The 18,306-nt window shown below is 46.0% G+C and carries 17 protein-coding genes, 1 tRNA gene and 2 pseudogenes; 19 read left to right on the top strand and 1 reads right to left on the bottom strand.

The window, feature by feature from the left end; translation table 11 throughout:
• From B3M51_RS00895 to B3M51_RS00850, 9 genes and pseudogenes are all read left to right on the top strand, one after another.
• A pseudogene (locus B3M51_RS00895) lies at nt 1-678 on the top strand (ATP-dependent metalloprotease); the annotation flags it as partial.
• A 13-nt stretch (nt 679-691) separates the two neighbouring features.
• Nucleotides 692-1,531 (top strand): dihydropteroate synthase, encoded by an 840-nt coding sequence (gene folP / locus B3M51_RS00890; RefSeq protein WP_292353700.1) that lies wholly within the window; start codon nt 692-694, stop codon nt 1,529-1,531.
• Nucleotides 1,524-2,873 (top strand): phosphoglucosamine mutase, encoded by a 1,350-nt coding sequence (gene glmM, locus B3M51_RS00885; protein WP_292353701.1) that lies wholly within the window; start codon nt 1,524-1,526, stop codon nt 2,871-2,873. Before folP ends, glmM begins: the two co-directional genes overlap by 8 nt.
• A gap of 100 nt (nt 2,874-2,973) precedes the next feature.
• Nucleotides 2,974-3,753: a triose-phosphate isomerase gene (tpiA, locus tag B3M51_RS00880; protein WP_292353702.1), complete on the top strand. Its 780-nt coding sequence runs from the start codon at nt 2,974-2,976 to the stop codon at nt 3,751-3,753.
• Nucleotides 3,754-3,761: 8 nt separating this feature from the next.
• Nucleotides 3,762-4,094 carry a preprotein translocase subunit SecG gene (gene secG / locus B3M51_RS00875; protein ID WP_292353703.1) on the top strand — a complete coding sequence of 111 codons (333 nt, stop codon included), beginning with the start codon at nt 3,762-3,764 and terminating at the stop codon, nt 4,092-4,094.
• A 19-nt stretch (nt 4,095-4,113) separates the two neighbouring features.
• Nucleotides 4,114-4,198 (top strand) — tRNA-Leu (locus B3M51_RS00870).
• Between the two features lie 165 nt (nt 4,199-4,363).
• Entirely contained in the window at nt 4,364-5,194 is an 831-nt protein-coding gene (locus B3M51_RS00865) for a Ku protein (protein ID WP_292756198.1), read from the top strand.
• Between the two features lie 30 nt (nt 5,195-5,224).
• Nucleotides 5,225-7,702 (top strand): annotated as a pseudogene (gene ligD, locus B3M51_RS00860) (DNA ligase D).
• Entirely contained in the window at nt 7,692-8,420 is a 729-nt protein-coding gene (locus B3M51_RS00850; protein ID WP_292756192.1) for a DUF72 domain-containing protein, read from the top strand. Before ligD ends, B3M51_RS00850 begins: the two are co-directional and overlap by 11 nt.
• On the opposite strand, the gene rarD is transcribed toward B3M51_RS00850, so the two are convergent.
• Nucleotides 8,417-9,295, bottom strand: a complete 879-nt coding sequence (gene rarD, locus B3M51_RS00845; RefSeq protein WP_292756190.1) for an EamA family transporter RarD — start codon at nt 9,293-9,295, stop codon at nt 8,417-8,419. The two genes, B3M51_RS00850 and rarD, sit on opposite strands and share 4 nt — an antisense overlap.
• Before the next feature lie 211 nt (nt 9,296-9,506).
• On the opposite strand from rarD, the gene B3M51_RS00840 reads away from it, so the two are divergent.
• From B3M51_RS00840 to nuoI, 10 genes are all read left to right on the top strand, one after another.
• Nucleotides 9,507-9,692 (top strand): EAL domain-containing protein, encoded by a 186-nt coding sequence (locus tag B3M51_RS00840; RefSeq protein ID WP_292756188.1) that lies wholly within the window; start codon nt 9,507-9,509, stop codon nt 9,690-9,692.
• A gap of 140 nt (nt 9,693-9,832) precedes the next feature.
• On the top strand, nt 9,833-10,189 hold the full coding sequence (gene ndhC, locus B3M51_RS00835; RefSeq protein WP_292353706.1) for an NADH-quinone oxidoreductase subunit A: 357 nt from the start codon (nt 9,833-9,835) through the stop codon (nt 10,187-10,189).
• Entirely contained in the window at nt 10,180-10,668 is a 489-nt protein-coding gene (locus tag B3M51_RS00830) for a NuoB/complex I 20 kDa subunit family protein (protein WP_292353707.1), read from the top strand. Before ndhC ends, B3M51_RS00830 begins: the two co-directional genes overlap by 10 nt.
• A gap of 9 nt (nt 10,669-10,677) precedes the next feature.
• On the top strand, nt 10,678-11,346 hold the full coding sequence (locus B3M51_RS00825; protein ID WP_292756186.1) for an NADH-quinone oxidoreductase subunit C: 669 nt from the start codon (nt 10,678-10,680) through the stop codon (nt 11,344-11,346).
• Complete coding sequence (locus B3M51_RS00820) at nt 11,346-12,599, top strand: NADH-quinone oxidoreductase subunit D (protein ID WP_292756184.1); 1,254 nt, start codon at nt 11,346-11,348, stop codon at nt 12,597-12,599. The genes B3M51_RS00825 and B3M51_RS00820 overlap by 1 nt, the downstream gene beginning before the upstream one ends.
• Nucleotides 12,596-13,108 carry an NADH-quinone oxidoreductase subunit NuoE gene (nuoE, locus tag B3M51_RS00815; protein ID WP_292756182.1) on the top strand — a complete coding sequence of 171 codons (513 nt, stop codon included), beginning with the start codon at nt 12,596-12,598 and terminating at the stop codon, nt 13,106-13,108. The genes B3M51_RS00820 and nuoE overlap by 4 nt, the downstream gene beginning before the upstream one ends.
• Entirely contained in the window at nt 13,108-14,406 is a 1,299-nt protein-coding gene (gene nuoF / locus B3M51_RS00810; RefSeq protein WP_292353711.1) for an NADH-quinone oxidoreductase subunit NuoF, read from the top strand. The genes nuoE and nuoF overlap by 1 nt, the downstream gene beginning before the upstream one ends.
• A complete protein-coding gene (gene nuoG / locus B3M51_RS00805) occupies nt 14,399-16,762 on the top strand; it encodes an NADH-quinone oxidoreductase subunit NuoG (protein WP_292756180.1) in 2,364 nt (787 codons plus the stop codon). Before nuoF ends, nuoG begins: the two co-directional genes overlap by 8 nt.
• Nucleotides 16,755-17,807: an NADH-quinone oxidoreductase subunit NuoH gene (gene nuoH, locus B3M51_RS00800; protein WP_292756178.1), complete on the top strand. Its 1,053-nt coding sequence runs from the start codon at nt 16,755-16,757 to the stop codon at nt 17,805-17,807. The genes nuoG and nuoH overlap by 8 nt, the downstream gene beginning before the upstream one ends.
• Nucleotides 17,804-18,295, top strand: coding sequence for an NADH-quinone oxidoreductase subunit NuoI (gene nuoI / locus B3M51_RS00795; RefSeq protein WP_292479853.1), 492 nt, complete (start codon nt 17,804-17,806; stop codon nt 18,293-18,295). The genes nuoH and nuoI overlap by 4 nt, the downstream gene beginning before the upstream one ends.
• Nucleotides 18,296-18,306 lie beyond the last annotated feature (11 nt).

Below are 18,306 nucleotides of genomic sequence, written 5' to 3'. Positions count from 1 at the left end.
GAACTGACGGCCTATCATGAAGCCGGTCACGCCATTGTTGGGCGCAGTGTACCGGGCCACGATCCAGTGTATAAAGTGAGTATCATCCCTCGTGGTCGTGCGCTGGGTGTAACGATGTTTTTACCGATCGAAGACAGATACAGTTACACCAAACAACAATTGGAAAGTCAGATTTCAAGCCTGTATGGCGGTCGACTGGCTGAAGAAATGATTTTTGGTGCTGAAGCAGTGACTACTGGTGCCTCAAATGATATTCAGCGGGCAACAGAACTGGCACACAATATGGTCACCAAATGGGGACTATCGGACAATATGGGGCCTTTATCTTATGGTGAAGAAGAAGGCGAAGTTTTTCTGGGTCGCAGTGTTACCCAGCACAAGTCAGTATCTGATTTGACAGCTAAACAGATTGATGAAGATGTTCGTGCATTGATTACCAGGAATTATGATCGTGCCAAAAATATTCTGACTGAAAATGCTGATAAATTGCACACCATGGCAAAACTTCTGATCAAATACGAAACGATTGATAGCGATCAGATAGATGCGATCATGGAAGGACGTGAACCAGGTGCACCTAAGGGTTGGGATGATAAATCATCGACTCCACCACCATCCGCTAAAGCAGATGAAGATGGCCCGGAACCTACAGGCAAACCTGCTGATCAATTAAACTGAGAAAAGTTAAATCATGATGATGGATTTTGCGGGCAAATCTCTGGATTTGTCCGCTCCGCACGTTATGGGCATCGTCAATGTAACGCCCGACTCCTTTTCGGATGGCGGGCGTTTTTTTTCGGCTGATAAAGCCCTCGAACAAGCTCGAAAACTGGTTGCTGATGGCGCTACTATTATTGATATTGGTGGCGAATCGACTCGTCCCGGCTCTGAACCTGTTGGTGTTGAAGAAGAAATTCGCCGAGTGGTGCCTGCAATAGAAGCCATTCATGCTGAGCTTGATGTGGTTATTTCAATTGATACCATGAAGGCTGAGGTGATGCGTGCTGCAGTCACTGCTGGAGCGAGCCTGATAAACGATGTAAATGCATTGCGTGGTGATGGGGCATTACAGGCAGCTGCAGAACTGGGCGTGCCGGTGTGCCTGATGCATATGCAGGGCTCACCTCAAACCATGCAACAACAGCCCCACTATTCCGATGTGGTCAGTGAAGTAAATGAATTTCTGTCTGAGCGGGTTGCTGCCTGTGAAGCAGCGGGAATCTCGCGTTCAAAGATTATTCTGGACCCGGGATTTGGCTTTGGTAAAAATGCCCGTCATAATCTGCGATTAATGAAGCATCTATCGGTGATAACGGAATCGGATCTGCCTGTGCTGGTCGGCGTTTCACGAAAATCCATTATCGGTGCGATGCTCAATATATCGGTTGAAGAACGATTGGCGGGAAGCCTGGCTCTGGCATCGATAGCGATATGGCAAGGCGCAAAGATCATACGCAGTCATGATGTCCGGGAAACCGTACAGGCAGTCCGATTGTGTGAACATGTAATGCAGGTTAACGATTTTGACTGAACAGAAACGACGTTATTTTGGTACTGATGGCATCAGAGGAAGAGTAGGCGATGGCGCCATTACACCTGACTTTGTATTAAAACTCGGCTGGGCGATTGGACGTGTGTTGGCGAAGGAACGTAACAGCAAGGTTTTGATCGGTAAAGACACCCGAATATCCGGTTATATGTTTGAATCCGCATTACAGGCAGGCCTTTCAGCCGCTGGTGTAGATGTATATTTAATGGGGCCAATGCCAACCCCCGCAGTAGCTTATCTAACCCGCACATTTCATGCCCAGGCAGGCATTGTAATCAGTGCCTCGCATAATCCCTATCATGATAATGGCATTAAATTCTTCTCTGATAAGGGAACCAAGTTACCGGATTCAGTTGAACTGGCGATTGAGGCAATGCTTGACCAGCCGATTAGAACGGTTGATTCTGCCTATTTAGGCAAGGCCCACCGTATTGCTGATGCTGCAGGACGTTATATTGAGTTTTGTAAAAGCACCATTTCGACTGGGGTTGATTTATCCAATCTGAAAATTGTGGTGGATTGCGCTCATGGTGCCACTTATCACATCGCACCAAACGTATTCCGTGAACTGGGTGCCGAAGTCATTTTGATGGGCGCCGAGCCGGATGGTCTGAATATCAATCAGAATTGTGGTTCGACTGAACCGCGATTACTGCAAGCCAGCGTTCTCGAGCATAAAGCTGATTTGGGTATTGCTCTGGATGGCGATGGTGACCGCCTTATCATGGTGGATCATCAGGGCGAGCTGGTGGATGGTGATGATATTCTGTTTATCATTGCCCGTGGAAGACAACGTGTTGGTCTGGATAGAGGCCATGTGGTCGGTACACAGATGTCGAATCTGGGATTGCAACATGCCTTGGAAAAACACGACATCATTCTGCATCGGGCAAATGTCGGTGATCGTTATGTGATGGAGAAGCTGCAACAGGTTGAAGGACTGATTGGTGGCGAGGCCTCAGGACATATTATCTGTCTGGATAAAACCAGCACGGGGGATGGTATTGTTGCAGCATTGCAGGTACTGGCTGAAATCCAGCAAACGGGTAGCAGCCTGCATGAACTGTGCTCTGCTGTCATAAAATATCCACAACGTCTTGTTAATGTACGTATTGATAAGCTGGTTAATTTACGGGATTATCCGGAAATTCAAACGGCTGTAGAAGAAGTGGAGAAAACACTTGGTCAGGAAGGGCGAGTGCTGCTGAGAGCTTCCGGAACAGAACCGGTTATAAGAGTAATGGTTGAGGGGCACGATGCAACCCGCACGAACCAGTTAGCCAAGTCTCTGGCCGAACAAATTGAGATAATATTACAACGTTAGATAAGTAATTCTATGCCAACAGAGTGAGCGGAGAGGACATTGCTTTATCTTCGGTCTGTCGGTACCCTTTATAATTAATTCTTATTGAGAGTAGGTGTCTGTGCGCAAACCGCTGGTCGCTGGTAACTGGAAAATGAACGGCTCTAGCGCAAGCAACAAATTGTTGCTTGATGCGATACTGGCGCAAAGAGACTCCTTTGCTTCAGTTGATGTCGCTTTATTCCCTCCTGCACTATATATACAACAGGTTCAGTCTGCTTTATCCGGTACAGGAATGTATTGGGGGACGCAAAATGTGTCGCAATTTGATTCTGGTGCTTATACCGGTGAAATTTCAGCGGCAATGTTGCATGACTTTAGTTGTCAGTATGTGTTGATTGGTCATTCCGAACGACGTTGCCTGTATGCAGAGCTAAATCTGGATCAGGTTTTTCTTGATCATATCATCGCAGAAAAATATGAAATGTCCGTCAAGCATGGCATTACCCCCATTATCTGTATTGGTGAAAGCCCGGAAGAACACTCCATGGGCCGCACCGAAGAAATGGTGGCACGCTTGATGGATATAGTGATTGCGCAACAAGGGGTCAAAGCGCTGTCAAAAGTGGTATTGGCATATGAACCTGTCTGGGCAATCGGAACAGGTAAGACAGCCAGCCCGGAATGGGCGCAGGATGTACATTCGTTCATGCGTCAGCGGGTGGCAAAACATGATGCGAATATTGCCGCATCACTCAGAATACTTTACGGCGGCAGCGTAAAAGGTAATAATGCTGCTCCATTATTTGCCAAGCCCGATATTGATGGTGGATTAATCGGCGGCGGCTCAAGAGATGCCGATGAATTTGTAAAAATCTGTCAGGCTGCAGTTCAAAATTAGGAAGTTAAATGGATGCGTTGATTCTGGTGGTTCACATTGTGATCTCACTATTGTTAGTTGGTTTGATCTTAATCCAGCACGGTAAAGGTGCTGATGCCGGTGCTGCATTTGGCGGCGGTGGCAGTGGCGGCGGTGGGGCTTCTTCAAGCCTGTTTGGGAGTCAGGGCTCTGCATCTTTCCTGAGTCGTAGCAGCGCCATTCTGGCCACAGTATTTTTTATTACCAGTCTGACATTGGCTTATCTTGCTGGTAACGCTGATCGTGTTCAGAGTGTTACTGACTCAGTGGTGATTGAACAGCCTGCAGAAGAAAGTCCTGCGGATCTCCCAGACTTTCCATAAAAATCCCTCACAGTTAATTGCCGTCGTGGTGAAATTGGTAGACACGCTATCTTGAGGGGGTAGTGCCTTAGGGTGTGCCGGTTCGACTCCGGCCGACGGCACCAATATATAAATACCCGCCAGTGAATAACATCGCTGAGCGGGTTTTTTACTTTCTGATCTTGCTATTTTTGTTCATATCTCTAAGATTTAAATAGGCTTTATTTATCTTGACGTTCTGTCAGTTAAGCCTTTAATTCCGATTTTCATGTTCAAAAAGGTCTATCTTTATGGCAATACGCGCATATTGGAAAGGACATATCCGTCTCTCACTGGTTTCGTTTCAGGTCAGGCTGCACGCGGCGATTACCAGAAGCGAAAAAATTTCACTGCATCAATATGATAAAGAAACGGGTGAACGTATCCATTATCAGAAAGTTGATGAAAGTGGCGATGAAGTGGTTGCCGAAGATATTGTCAGAGGGTATGAATATGAGAAGGGCAGTTATGTTCCAATCGAAGATGAGGATTTGGAAAAACTTAAGCTGGAAAGTAAGCATACTATTGAACTGGTGCAGTTCACTGATATTGATGATGTTGATCCGATATATTTTGAAAAATCCTATTATGTGGTACCAGAAGGGGAGATAGCTGAAGAGGCTTTTCTTACCGTTCGGGAAGCCCTTAAATCTTCAAAAAAAGCAGCAATCGGCCAGGTAGTCCTGAACAAGAAAGAACGCATTGTCTGTTTGCGTCCCTGTTGTAATGGCATGATTATGGATACGCTGAGATACGACTATGAAGTGCGTGAATCTGAGCGCTATTTTGAAGATATCCCTAAAAAAGCCAAGATTAATAAAGAGCAGCTTGAACTCGCCAAGCAATTAATTGAACAGAAAACCAGCCCTTTTGATCCCAAAGCGTTTAAAGATAATTATCAGCAAGGCTTACTGGATATTATTGAAGCCAAATTAAAGGATAAAAAAGTCACCACTTCAGGCAAAAAACCACAAGCTGATAATGTCGTGAATATTGTAGATGCCTTGAAAAAAAGCCTTGAACAAAGTCAGAAAAGCAAAAAAACCAGAAAGAAATCGACTTCAAAATCTAAAGCCTCGTAATGTTATTTGAGGCAAAGGAAGCGTCTTTTTATGGCCGACAATGCGTTAAAAAAATATAACGACAAACGAAATTTTGAACTCACTCAAGAACCACCCGGAAAGCTTAGTAAAAAACGTAAAACCGGACTGCTCTTTACCGTTCAAAAACATGATGCTACTCGTCAGCATTATGATTTTCGGCTTGAATGGCAGGGCGTTCTGCTCAGTTGGGCGGTTCCCAAAGGTCCCAGTTATTGCCCAAAAGATAAAAGACTTGCCGTTCGAACTGAAGACCATCCACTTTCATATCACGATTTTGAGGGCATAATACCCGCCAAGCAATATGGGGCTGGTCCTGTCATGCTCTGGGATACAGGTGTGTGGGAACCACTGGATAAGGATCCTGAAAAAGCCTTGGCACAGGGAAAAATCAGCTTTCGTTTATCAGGTAAGAAATTAACCGGTGAATGGACGCTGGCACGGATGAATGACAAACAGAAAGGCCGGGAAAACTGGTTACTTATCAAGCGTAATGATGACACCGCGATAGCTAAACCAGATACGAAATTTTTAACAACCACAGATTACAGCGTTAAAACAGGTCGCGTTTTTGCAGAAATTGCGGCCAATATTTCCACTGCTGTTTCTGATCCGGTAAACGTTGCGGACGAGTTAACAACCTTACAAAAAAAATACCACTCACCTCAATTAGCCACATTGGTCGACCATCCGCCAACAGGAGAAAACTGGGTTCACGAAGTGAAATACGACGGCTACCGTATTCTGGTGTTTTTCAGAAACGGCGAGGTGCAAATCAGAACCCGCAATGGTCATGACTGGACAGATAAGTTTCCACTTATCGCGCAGGCTTTTCAAAAACTGGAGACCGGCACATTTGTTCTGGACGGTGAAGTGGTGGTTATTAATGATAAAGGTGTCAGTGATTTCAAAGCATTACAGGAAGCGCTGACACGCCAAGATGTGCCCATGCAGGGGTATTTTTTTGATTTGCTCTATTGGAATGGCGAGGATTACAGCAATAAAAAATTAACCCAGCGTCGTCAGGCTCTGGAACAGCTGTTTAAGGAATTACCAACAGAGCCTTTGTATCTGAGTGAGATTGTAGAGGGCGATGCGAAAGAAATTATCAGCAAAGCCTGTGATTTGAATCTGGAAGGCATTATTTCTAAAAAGTCTGATGCCAAATACAGTCAAACGCGAAATAAACACTGGCTGAAAAGTAAATGTCAGCAACGACAGGAGTTTATTATCTGCGGCTTTGAACCTACCAGCGCCAGCGATAAGGCGATTGGCTCCCTTCACCTGGGTTTTTATCAGCAAAATGAACTGCTTTATGCCGGGAAAGTGGGAACCGGCTTCAGTCATCAAATAGCGTTTGATTTGTATCAAAAATTGCAACCATTACAAATAAATAAACCGGCGTTTGATCAGAAAATAAAAGGCAGCTTCAAAACCACAAATTGGGTAAAACCAGAATTATTATGTGAAGTAGAATTTGCCACTTGGACCAGGAGCGGCAAAGTTCGCCATGCGTCATTCCAGGGATTACGTGCAGATAAGAAACCCCGGCAAATTGTTAAAGAGCAACCAGTCGCCACTGCTAAACGATCTCGAAAAGCAGAGACTTATGAAGTTGCCGGCATCGTCATCAGCAATGCTGACAGACAGATATTTCCTCAAGCTCAAATCACTAAAGGTGAATTAGCCTCATATTATGAGGCGCTCAGTGAGCACATTATGCCGACGTTGAAAAACCGGCCTCTAAGCGTTGTTCGGTGCCCCGGTGGTATTGATCATCAATGCTTTTTCCAGCGTTCCAAAGGAAAAGGCATGCCCAAACATATCCATACCATAGCTATCAGCCATAACAACAAATCGCACAAGTATATTTATTTGAAACAACTTATGGGTTTGATTGAACTGGTGCAGATGGGCAGCATTGAGATGCATCCGTGGGGCGCTAAAATCGACAACATCGAAAAGCCGGATAAGATTGTGTTTGATCTGGATCCGGATGAAGGTATTCCATTCGAAGCAGTAAAACTTGCTGCCCAGGATGTGCGACATCGCCTGGATGATTTGGGACTTGAATCCTTCGTCAAATGTACTGGAGGTAAAGGTCTGCATGTTACTGTTCCCATCCAACGTCGACAGGACTGGGATATGGTTAAGACGTTTGCCCGGAATTTCGCACAGCAGATGGTTAAGGCGGTACCCCAGGCCTATACGATTAATATGGCCAAAAAACAGCGTAAGGGAAAAATCTTTATTGATTATTTACGCAATGATTTTGCTTCAACTGCAGTAATGGATTATTGAGTGCGTGCACGACCAGGGGCTCCGGTTGCGTTACCCCTGCACTGGGACGAGTTGGATTCGCTTTCTTCTGCCAGCCAGTTTTCAATAGAAGATGTTCTGCAACGTCAGGCGGCAAATAAGCTGTTTGTTTATCCATCGATTCGACAAAGTCTTACACAGCAAATGGTAACGGAGGTGGATGATGGCTAAAGTCCATATCGGAACATCCGGATGGAGTTATTCACAATGGAAAGACAATTTTTATCCGGCAGGGATAAAGAGTGATGACTATCTGAAGTATTATTCCAGTGTGTTTGATGCCACAGAAATCAATAATAGTTTCTATCATCTGCCAAGTGAGAAAAGCCTGAAAAAATGGATGGAGGTTACCCCATCCGATTTCAGCTTCGCGATAAAGGCCAGCCGATATATAACCCACAACAAAAAACTCAAGGATCCAGAAGAAAGCATTGATAATTTTTTTACAGCAATAAAACCCATCCAGAAAAAATCCGGTCCCATTCTGTTTCAGCTGCCGCCAAACTGGCATGCTAATCCTGAGCGTCTGAAAGAATTTCTCCAGACCTTACCAGGCGAATATCGCTATACATTCGAATTTCGTGATAAAGATTGGCTTAACGATGAAGTTTATCAGCTATTGAAACAATACAATGCAGCGTTATGTTTTTACGATTTTAAAGGCTTTCAATCCCCGGAAGTGATCACTGCAGATTTTATTTACGTCAGGCTGCATGGTCCTGAAAAAGCCTATGAAGGTTCGTATCATGGAAATCGTTTAAATAGTTATGCCGATAAATTCAGACAATGGCAACAGGAGGGCAGGGATGTGTATTGCTTCTTTGATAATGATCAAAAAGGCTGTGCACCTGAAGATGCACGCCAGTTATTAACCACGTTAAACAACTAAATCTGCCGACGCTGATGATGTTTTTTCCACATGCCTGCAATAAAAAATATTAATGCTATCCAGATTATTGCAAAGGTAATCAGCCGTTCGGGAGGATAGGACTCTTTAAGAACAAAAACTCCAATCACAAACTGAATGGTTGGGTTGATGTACATGATAAATCCCACCACAGATAAATCGACCCGACTGGCCGCCATAGCAAAGAGAACCAAAGGCAATGCGGTCAGAAAACCTGAGCCAATGAGTAACAGCGTCAATTGTGAACTCTCACCAAATGCGAGATTGTAATCAACATTTGTTGCTTGCCAGAGGATCCACACCAGCGCCACAGGGGCCAACCATAAGGTTTCAATGGTCAATCCATTTACGCCATCGACAGGATGTTTTTTTCGTATAAGTCCATAAAGCGCAAATGCCAGGGCCAACGATAAGCCGACCCATGGAATACTCCCCAGGCTGAGCCATTCCCACAAAACAGCAATCGTGGCCAGAATGCCAGCCCATGCCTGTAACGGATGCAACTGTTCCTTGAGCAACCATCTTGCCAGTAGCAGACTCATTACCGGGGTAATGAAATACCCCAGACTGGCTTCCAGCACACGATGTTGTGAAACCGCCCAGATAAATATCAACCAATTTAGCGCAATCAGTAACGAGGATAACGCCAGCCACAATAATAATTTTTTATCAGCAAAAGTCTTAATCAACTTTCGGCCGCGGCCCAATAAAAGACCTACCACCGTAGTGGCAAGTAAAGACCAGAGGATCCGGTGCGACAAAACTTCAACGGCTGATACGCTATTGAGATAACTGAAATAAAGTGGGAAGCTGCCCCATATAACGTATGCGGCAATGGCGAAAATCAGTCCATACATAAAGTAAATCGCTTAAAGCTAATATTAAAGATGACCTTGGCAAAAAGGCTTGAGGTTTAACATAGTAACGAAATGGGTAAGCTGGAGCTTGTTGATCTCTTATTCCCGCCGCCGTTGTGAATGAAAATCTACCACCAATCTTAAACTGAACGGTCAGCAGATAGTTCTGGAATATAGCTGGGACTCGAGCTGGGTAATTTATCAGGAGTTAATGACATTATTTCAGACATCACAATACGCAAACAGCAGAAGGCTCGTTTTTGAAAGCGTGGAGACTGAAGAGCAGGAGAAATCCCTGAAATTAATGAATTGCGATTATGTGCAGGGATATTATTTCAGCAAGCCGATTACTCCTGAAGAATTAGTCTTAAAGCTGGAGAATTATGTTCATGAATAAATGCATCTAAATGCGCGCTTCAAATACAGCCCGTTAATGTGTACTATCGGGTGTTGATCAAATAATTTTGATTTCTTAAAAACAATAATAACTATCAGGTGTCACAAAGACACTACATCTCGTAAGAGTGGAAGGGCGGCATGTTAGAGGGATACCTCCCCATTTTGTTGTTTATCATTATTGGCATTGGCTTCGGTGTAATGCCTTTAATTGCAGGCTTTATTATCGGGCCACAGCGCCCCGATGCCGAAAAACGCTCCAGCTATGAGTGTGGCTTTGAACCTTTTGAAGACACGCATGGCAGATTTGATGTGCGTTATTACCTGGTTGCCATCCTGTTTATCATTTTCGATCTGGAAATCGCCTTTTTATTCCCCTGGGCCATCGTGCTCGATGAAATCGGGGTGTTTGGTTTGCTGGCTATGTTCCTGTTTCTGGGAATTCTGGTAGTGGGCTTTATCTATGAATGGAAAAAAGGAGCCCTGGAATGGGAATAGAGGGCGTTCTCCACGAAGGTATAGTCACCACTTCAGCAGATAAATTAATCAACTGGGCCCGTACCGGTTCTTTATGGCCGATGACCTTTGGTCTGGCTTGTTGTGCAGTTGAAATGATGCATGCCGGAGCTTCACGTTATGATCTGGATCGTTTCGGGGTAGTGTTTCGGCCCAGCCCCCGTCAGTCGGATGTGATGATCGTGGCTGGAACTCTGGTCAACAAAATGGCACCGGCATTACGCAAAGTTTATGACCAGATGTCAGAACCTCGCTGGGTGATTTCGATGGGATCCTGTGCCAATGGTGGAGGCTACTATCACTATTCCTATTCAGTCGTGCGGGGCTGTGATCGAATAGTACCGGTGGATATTTATGTGCCGGGTTGTCCGCCAACGGCTGAAGCCCTGCTTTACGGCATTATTCAGTTACAGAAAAAAATTCAGCGCACCAATACCATCGCTAAAAGCTCACAAGCATAAGGTTGTTGCATGGAATCGCTTAAACATAAACTGGAACAGCATTTTGCCAATCAGCTGGTGGAGTGTGAGTTTAATCGTGGCGAATTAACCATCCGCATTGAAGCGGAACAGATTATCCCAGTATGCAAAGCATTACGTGATGAATTTGGGTTTACTCAGTTAATTGATTTATGCGGTGTAGATTATTCTGTCTATGGCAACAGTGGCTGGGAAACCAAACAGGCCACCGAACATGGTTTTAGTCGGGCGCGTGAATCATTTTCGCAAATCGACGAAATGGACGAAGGCTTTCGCTATGCCGTGGTTTATCATCTGCTATCAGTGCAACACAATAATCGACTTCGTCTGAAGGTAGATCTGATTGCTGAAACGCCCATTATTGATTCAGTCACCGGCATCTGGCATTCGGCGGACTGGTACGAACGTGAAGCCTTTGATTTATTTGGCATTCTGTTCAAAGGTCACGCAGATTTACGACGTATTCTGACGGATTATGGTTTTGTCGGCCATCCATTTCGCAAGGATTTCCCATTGATTGGCAATGTGGAAATGCTTTATGACCCCGAACAGAAGCGAGTGATTTATCAGCCTGTCAGTATTGAACCAAGAACGCTTGTACCGCGGGTAATTCGTGATGATAACCGTTACCTGCAACCGCATGGTGAGGCCAAGAAATAATGGCTGAAATAAAAAATTACACGTTGAATTTTGGCCCACAGCATCCAGCTGCACATGGTGTATTACGGCTGATTCTGGAAATGGATGGCGAGGTTATTGTGCACGCTGATCCGCATATTGGTCTGTTACATCGAGGTACCGAAAAGTTGGCCGAGTCCAAACCGTATAACCAGAGTATTGGTTATATGGATCGGCTGGATTATGTGTCGATGATGTGTAACGAACATGCCTATGTGATGGCGATTGAAAAGCTGTTGGGCATTGAACCTCCGGTCCGGGCACAATACATCCGGGTATTGTTTGATGAAATGACCCGGGTTTTGAATCACCTGATGTGGCTTGGTGCACATGGTCTGGATATAGGTGCCATGACTGTTTTTCTTTACTGCTTCCGTGAGCGTGAAGATTTAATGGACTGTTATGAAGCTGTATCCGGTGCAAGGTTACATGCAACGTATTACCGGCCAGGTGGGGTGTATCGTGATTTACCCAACAGCATGCCGCAATATCAAAAATCCAAATGGCATTCTGACGCCGAAGTTAAAAAGTTAAATCAAAGCCGCGAAGGCAGCCTGCTGGATTTTATTGAGGACTTTTGTCAACGCTTTCCCAAATGTGTTGATGAGTATGAAACGCTGTTGACTGATAACCGTATCTGGAAGCAACGTACTGTGGGTATCGGAGTGGTGTCACCAGAACGTGCATTACAACTGGGGTTTACCGGCCCAATGTTACGTGGCAGCGGTGTGGAATGGGATCTGCGACGCAAACAGCCCTATGAAGTCTATGACCAACTGGATTTTGATATTCCAGTAGGTAAAGAGGGCGATTGTTACGATCGATATCTGGTACGCATTGAAGAGATGCGTCAGTCCAACAAAATCATGCAGCAATGTATTGACTGGCTGCGGGACAATCCCGGCCCAGTGATTGTTGATAATGTCAAAATTGCTCCGCCCAGTCGGGCGGATATGAAAGATGATATGGAAGCGTTAATTCATCATTTCAAGCTGTTTACTGAAGGTTATTGTGTGCCAGAAGGTGAAGTATATAGCGCCGTAGAACACCCTAAGGGTGAGTTTGGTATTTATATGGTTTCAGATGGTGCCAATAAACCGTATCGCGTCAAAATACGTGCGCCAGGCTTTCCTCATCTTGCCGCAATGAACGAAATGGCCAAGGGACATTTGCTGGCTGATGTGGTGGCGATTATAGGCACTATGGATATTGTTTTCGGGGAGATTGACCGATGACAGCAGAGTTGCAACTCACAGGCCACCGGGATCAGCTGTTCAGTGAAGTCATCCGCCAACAGTTGGATAGCTGGATCAGTAAATATCCACCGGGCCAGGCTCAATCAGCGGTAATACCGGCTTTGCATATTCTGCAGGATGCGCATGAAGGATGGGTCAGTGAGGGGGTGATGCGTGCGTTGGCTGAGTATCTGGATATTCCGGTTATCAGTGTGTTTGAAGTTGCTACGTTTTATACGATGTTTGAACTTAAACCGGTGGGCCAGCATAAAATCAGCCTTTGTACCAATATTTCCTGTCAGCTCTGTGGTTCGGAAGACATCGCTAATCATATTCAGAAAAAGCTGGGGGTTGGTTTTGGGCAAACCACTGCTGACGGCAAATTCACATTAAAAGAAGTAGAGTGCCTGGGAGCTTGTGTCGGTGCCCCCATGTTATTGCTGGATCGTGAATACCATGAGCATCTGACCGTGGAAAAAATCGATACGCTTTTAGACGGGGTGAAATGATGCAACAAAACCAGGTTTGTTTTCGCACCATGCACCTTGACCAACCCTGGTCAATGGAAGCTTATCGCAGCGTTGGCGGTTACGAAGTACTGGAGAAAATTCTCCGTGAAAAGACCCGTCAGGAAAGCATTATTGAGACCATCAAAAATTCGGCATTACGTGGACGCGGCGGTGCCGGCTTTCCGACCGGCCTGAAATGGAGCTTTATGCCAAGGCGTATGCCGGGTGATAAATATATTGTCTGCAACTCGGATGAAGGTGAACCTGGCACCTGTAAAGATCGTGACATTATGCGTTACAACCCGCACCAGTTGATTGAAGGCATGATTATCGCTGGTTATACCATTGGTGCCCAACGTGGCTACAACTATATTCGTGGTGAATTTTTTGAGCCAATTGAACGGTTTGAGCAAGCATTAATTGAAGCACGTGAAGCGGGTTATTTAGGCAAGGATATTCTTGGTAGTGGATTTAATTTTGAACTACACACCCATCCTGGGGCCGGTGCATATATCTGCGGTGAAGAAACGGCCTTACTCGAATCCCTGGAAGGCAAAAAAGGCCAGCCGCGTTACAAACCACCCTTCCCGGCAGGCTATGGCTTATACGGCCGACCGACCACGATAAACAATACTGAAACCTTAGCCTCGGTGCCAGTCATACTGCAACATGGTGCGGACTGGTTTCATGAGCTGGGAACACCAAATAATGGCGGTCAGAAAATCTTCTGCATGACCGGCCATGTGAATAAACCGGGAAATTACGAAGTGCCGTTGGGGATGCCTTTTGCCGAATTACTGGAACTCGCTGGTGGAGTTCGCAATGGCAATAAACTTAAAGCCGTTATCCCCGGAGGCAGTTCGACACCAGTAGTACCGGCAGATGTCATGATGCAAACCGCAATGAGTTATGACGGTATCGGCAAAGCAGGTTCGATGCTGGGGGCAGGTTCAGTGATTGTGATGGACGAAACCACCTGCATGGTCAAAGCGCTGGAGCGCATCGCCTATTTTTATTACGAGGAGTCCTGCGGTCAGTGCACCCCTTGCCGTGAAGGCACCGGCTGGTTGTATCGCGTTATTAAACGCATTGAAAACGGCGAAGGCCGTCAGGAAGATCTGGATCGTCTGGTGGATGTTGCGAATAACATTAACGGTAATACGATCTGTGCTCTGGGCGATGCCGCAGCCGCGCCGGTTATCAGCTTCATTAAACATTTCCGCGATGAATTTCAGTACCACATCGATCACCAACGCTGCCTGGTTGATGAACCAGAATTGAAGTTGAACTATGGTTAATATCGAAATTGATGGCATTCCACTTAAAGTGGATTCAGCCAAAATGATTATTCAGGCTGCTGATGAGGCGGGTATTGATATTCCGCGTTTTTGTTATCACAAAAACCTGTCGATAGTGGCCAACTGCCGTATGTGTCTGGTTGAAGTCGATAAGGCTCGTAAAGCCTTACCAGCTTGTGCCACGCCAGTTGCAGAGGGAATGAAAGTATTTACTCAGTCAGAAACAGCGCTGGCAGCACAACGCGGTGTTATGGAATTTCTGCTCATCAATCACCCTTTGGATTGCCCGATTTGTGATCAGGGCGGTGAGTGTGAATTACAGGATTTATCGCTGGGCTATGGCAGCGGCATAAGCCGTTTCAGTGAGAAAAAACGGGTTGTCAAAGACAAAGATATCGGTCCGCTGGTGCAAACTGATATGACCCGCTGCATTCACTGCACCCGCTGTGTGCGCTTTGGTCAGGAAATTGCCGGAATCAAGGAGTTGGGTGCGACAGGACGTGGTGAACATATGGAAATCGGCACCTATGTTGAACACAGTCTGGCGTCTGAGTTATCAGGCAATATCATTGATATCTGTCCGGTAGGTGCACTGACCTCGAAACCTTTCCGTTATAAAGCCCGGGCCTGGGAGATGACATCCCACCCATCAATTGCGATGCATGATGCCGTGGGGTCCAGTGTCGAGATTCATACCCGACAGAATGATGTTATGCGCGTGGTTGCCAGAGATAATGAGTCAGTCAATCAAAGCTGGATTTCAGACCGGGACCGTTTCAGTTATCTAGGTTTGAAACATCCTGATCGTTTGCTGCATCCCATGATTAAACAAAATGGTGAATGGCAGACTACCGATTGGCAGACGGCACTTGAGTTTGCAGTAGAAGGACTCAAACACGTTAAAACCAAAAATGGTGCCGATCAGATTGCCGGTTTGATATCCCCCACAGCCACATTGGAAGAAGCCTATCTGTTCCAGAAATGGCTGCGCAATTTTGGTAGTCAGAATATTGATCATCGCTTGCGGCAGCAGGATTTCAGTGACGCAGGGCATGAGCAATTCAGTCCAATCTGCCTGGCAGAAGTTGAAGACTGTGATGCGATTGTATTATTGGGGTGTAATGTTCGCAGTGAAGCCCCCCTGTTAGCCCATCGGATTCGTCAGTCGGCTTATGCCGGCGGGCTGGTCAGTGATATTAATTTTTTCAAAACCGATTTGCTGATGCCGACAGACCGTCAGGTGGTGGTGAATACGGCACAATTATTCGCCTTGCTCAGCGGCATTACCAAAGCGTTATTACATTTGGATAAGGAGGCTGCTGCAGCCTGGCAACATCTGATTCCTGAAAAAGCGGCCTCAGCAACCGAGCAGAATATTGCGATGCAGCTGGCTAATGGCAATCACCCATTAATTGTTGTTGGTGCATTAGCCAATCAGCACCCTCAGGCAGCAGTCATTCGTTCAATGGCGGCGCTTATCGGTAAACTGACCGGCGCACGGCTGTTAATTCTCCCGGAAGCTAATAGTCAGGCTCTGCATTTGGCCGGCGCCTTACCGCATAACGAAATGGCTAAAGACGTAAAACCAGGTCTGGATGCTAAAGCCGTCTGGGAAGAGCAGTTACGTGCATATGTGTTAATGGATATTGAACCGGAATTTGATTGTTCCAATCCTTCTGCTGCTCAACTTGCCTTGCAACGAGCCGGTTTTGTGGTCGCAATAAACAGTTTTAATTGTAACAGTCTGCATGAGTATGCCGATGTGTTGCTGCCTTTGGCGGCATTTGCGGAAACGTCCGGTACTTTTGTCGGCCTGGATCATCAATGGCAGTCTTTTACAGGCGCAGTTGCACCACCCGGAGAAAGTCGGCCGGGCTGGAAAATTCTCCGGGTACTGGGCAATATTTCGAAATTCAACGGGTTTGATTATGTTTCGTCAGAAGGGGTACGCCAGGAGTTGCAGGATCAATTGAATCGGCATACTCCGGTTAAGAACAGTTTGTATATTCCAGCTGAAATTTCTCAGTCTGACGGTTTGCAGCTGATTTCAGAGGTACCGATATATCGAACAGACAGCCTGGTCAGACATAGTAAAGCCTTGCAATTAACACCGGAAAATCAGTTTCTGGATACCTTGCGGATTCATCCGATACAGGCTGAGCAGTTGGGTTTACACCAGGGGGATCAGGTGCAGATTCAGCAAGGCGAAATCTCTGTATCGACCACAGTTTTGATAGATGAACAGGTTGCTGAGGGGATGGTTTATCTTGCTGCAGCCTCACCATTAAGTGGCGAATTAACCTCAGCCTTTGGCGAAGTAGAATTATCAGCCATGCTGGAGACAGCTGATGCTTGATCTGCTTACCCAGCATTTGCTACCCAATATAGGCAAAATTTTGCTGATTGTGGCAATTTTGATGCTGGCGGTAGCCTATCTGACATTGGCCGAGCGTAAAGTAATTGGCTATATCCAGATGCGTATTGGTCCCAATCGTGTTGGGCCGCGCGGCTTACTGCAACCGATTGCTGATGGTCTGAAGTTATTACTCAAAGAAATCATCTTGCCAACCCGATCCAATCTTTATTTGTTTGTTTTGGCGCCGGTATTGGCAATTGGTCCCGCTTTGGCGGCCTGGGCCGTTATCCCGTTTGATGCTGGCATGGTGTTGGCAGATATTAATGCCGGTTTGTTATATGTACTGGCTATCACCTCAATGGGCGTTTACGGCATTGTGATTGCCGGTTGGGCCTCCAATTCACGTTATGCTTTTTTAGGCGCGATGCGCAGTGCCGCACAAGTGGTGTCGTATGAAATCGCTATGGGTTTTGCTCTGGTAGGCGTATTGATCGCTGCCGGCAGCTTGAACCTGAGTGAGATTGTGATGGCGCAGCAAGGCGGTATCTTTTACTGGTACTGGTTACCGTTGTTACCATTGTTTGTGGTGTATTTTGTCTCCGGTGTGGCAGAGACCAATCGTGCACCGTTTGATATTGCCGAAGGTGAATCCGAAATTGTTGCCGGCTTCCATGTCGAATATTCCGGTATGGCATTTGCGATATTTTTCCTCGCTGAATACGCCGATATGATTTTGATTTCGATCCTGGCCGCCACCTTGTTTATGGGGGGATGGTTATCACCTTTTGAAGGTATTCCAGTTTTAGAGTCGATGTTTGCCTGGGTACCGGGACTGGTCTGGCTATTACTGAAAACCAGTATGTTTCTGTTTATCTATTTATGGATTCGCGCCACCTTTCCTCGTTATCGTTATGATCAGGTGATGCGCCTCGGCTGGAAAGTGTTTATTCCAGTCACATTAGTTTGGCTGGTGATTATTTCGACCATGCAGGTGTTCGATATCGGGCCCTGGTTTAACAACATCGTCGAGGTGACAAGTCCATGAATGAGTCAATTCGTCACTTTTTTAAGAGTTTTCTGCTGTGGGAGCTAGTGCAGGGATTACGTCTGACCGGGCGACATTTGTTTTCCCGCAAGGTCACGGTGCAATATCCCGAAGAGCAAACGCCGCAATCACCACGTTTCCGCGGTTTGCATGCATTGCGCCGTTATCCCAATGGTGAAGAGCGCTGCATCGGCTGCAAGTTGTGTGAAGCGGTTTGCCCGGCATTGGCAATTACCATCGATACCGAACCCCGTGAAGACGGCACCCGCCGAACTACGCGCTATGACATTGATTTATTCAAATGTATTTACTGCGGTTTTTGTGAAGAATCCTGTCCCGTTGATTCAATAGTGGAAACCCGGGTATTTGCCTATCACTTTGAAAATCGTGGTGAAAATATTATGGACAAACAGCAGTTACTGGCGATTGGCGATAAATACGAGGGAGAAATCGCTGCTGACCGGGAGGCCGATGCGCCTTATCGATAGGCCGGATATTT

The organism is Methylophaga sp. UBA2689 (assembly GCA_002354555.1).
Lineage (GTDB): Bacteria > Pseudomonadota > Gammaproteobacteria > Nitrosococcales > Methylophagaceae > Methylophaga.
This window is presented reverse-complemented; position numbering and strand designations above follow the sequence as displayed.

What these genes read in the sequence shown, in the direction of transcription:
- folP (WP_292353700.1), top strand. Translation starts at nt 692, where the DNA reads ATGATGATGGATTTTGCGGGCAAATCTCTGGATTTGTCCGCTCCGCAC.
- secG (WP_292353703.1), top strand. Translation starts at nt 3,762, where the DNA reads ATGGATGCGTTGATTCTGGTGGTTCACATTGTGATCTCACTATTGTTA.
- B3M51_RS00865 (WP_292756198.1), top strand. Translation starts at nt 4,364, where the DNA reads ATGGCAATACGCGCATATTGGAAAGGACATATCCGTCTCTCACTGGTT.
- B3M51_RS00850 (WP_292756192.1), top strand. Translation starts at nt 7,692, where the DNA reads ATGATGGCTAAAGTCCATATCGGAACATCCGGATGGAGTTATTCACAA.
- rarD (WP_292756190.1), bottom strand. Translation starts at nt 9,295, where the DNA reads ATGTATGGACTGATTTTCGCCATTGCCGCATACGTTATATGGGGCAGC.
- B3M51_RS00840 (WP_292756188.1), top strand. Translation starts at nt 9,507, where the DNA reads ATGACATTATTTCAGACATCACAATACGCAAACAGCAGAAGGCTCGTT.
- ndhC (WP_292353706.1), top strand. Translation starts at nt 9,833, where the DNA reads ATGTTAGAGGGATACCTCCCCATTTTGTTGTTTATCATTATTGGCATT.
- B3M51_RS00830 (WP_292353707.1), top strand. Translation starts at nt 10,180, where the DNA reads ATGGGAATAGAGGGCGTTCTCCACGAAGGTATAGTCACCACTTCAGCA.
- B3M51_RS00825 (WP_292756186.1), top strand. Translation starts at nt 10,678, where the DNA reads ATGGAATCGCTTAAACATAAACTGGAACAGCATTTTGCCAATCAGCTG.
- B3M51_RS00820 (WP_292756184.1), top strand. Translation starts at nt 11,346, where the DNA reads ATGGCTGAAATAAAAAATTACACGTTGAATTTTGGCCCACAGCATCCA.
- nuoE (WP_292756182.1), top strand. Translation starts at nt 12,596, where the DNA reads ATGACAGCAGAGTTGCAACTCACAGGCCACCGGGATCAGCTGTTCAGT.
- nuoF (WP_292353711.1), top strand. Translation starts at nt 13,108, where the DNA reads ATGCAACAAAACCAGGTTTGTTTTCGCACCATGCACCTTGACCAACCC.
- nuoG (WP_292756180.1), top strand. Translation starts at nt 14,399, where the DNA reads ATGGTTAATATCGAAATTGATGGCATTCCACTTAAAGTGGATTCAGCC.
- nuoH (WP_292756178.1), top strand. Translation starts at nt 16,755, where the DNA reads ATGCTTGATCTGCTTACCCAGCATTTGCTACCCAATATAGGCAAAATT.
- nuoI (WP_292479853.1), top strand. Translation starts at nt 17,804, where the DNA reads ATGAATGAGTCAATTCGTCACTTTTTTAAGAGTTTTCTGCTGTGGGAG.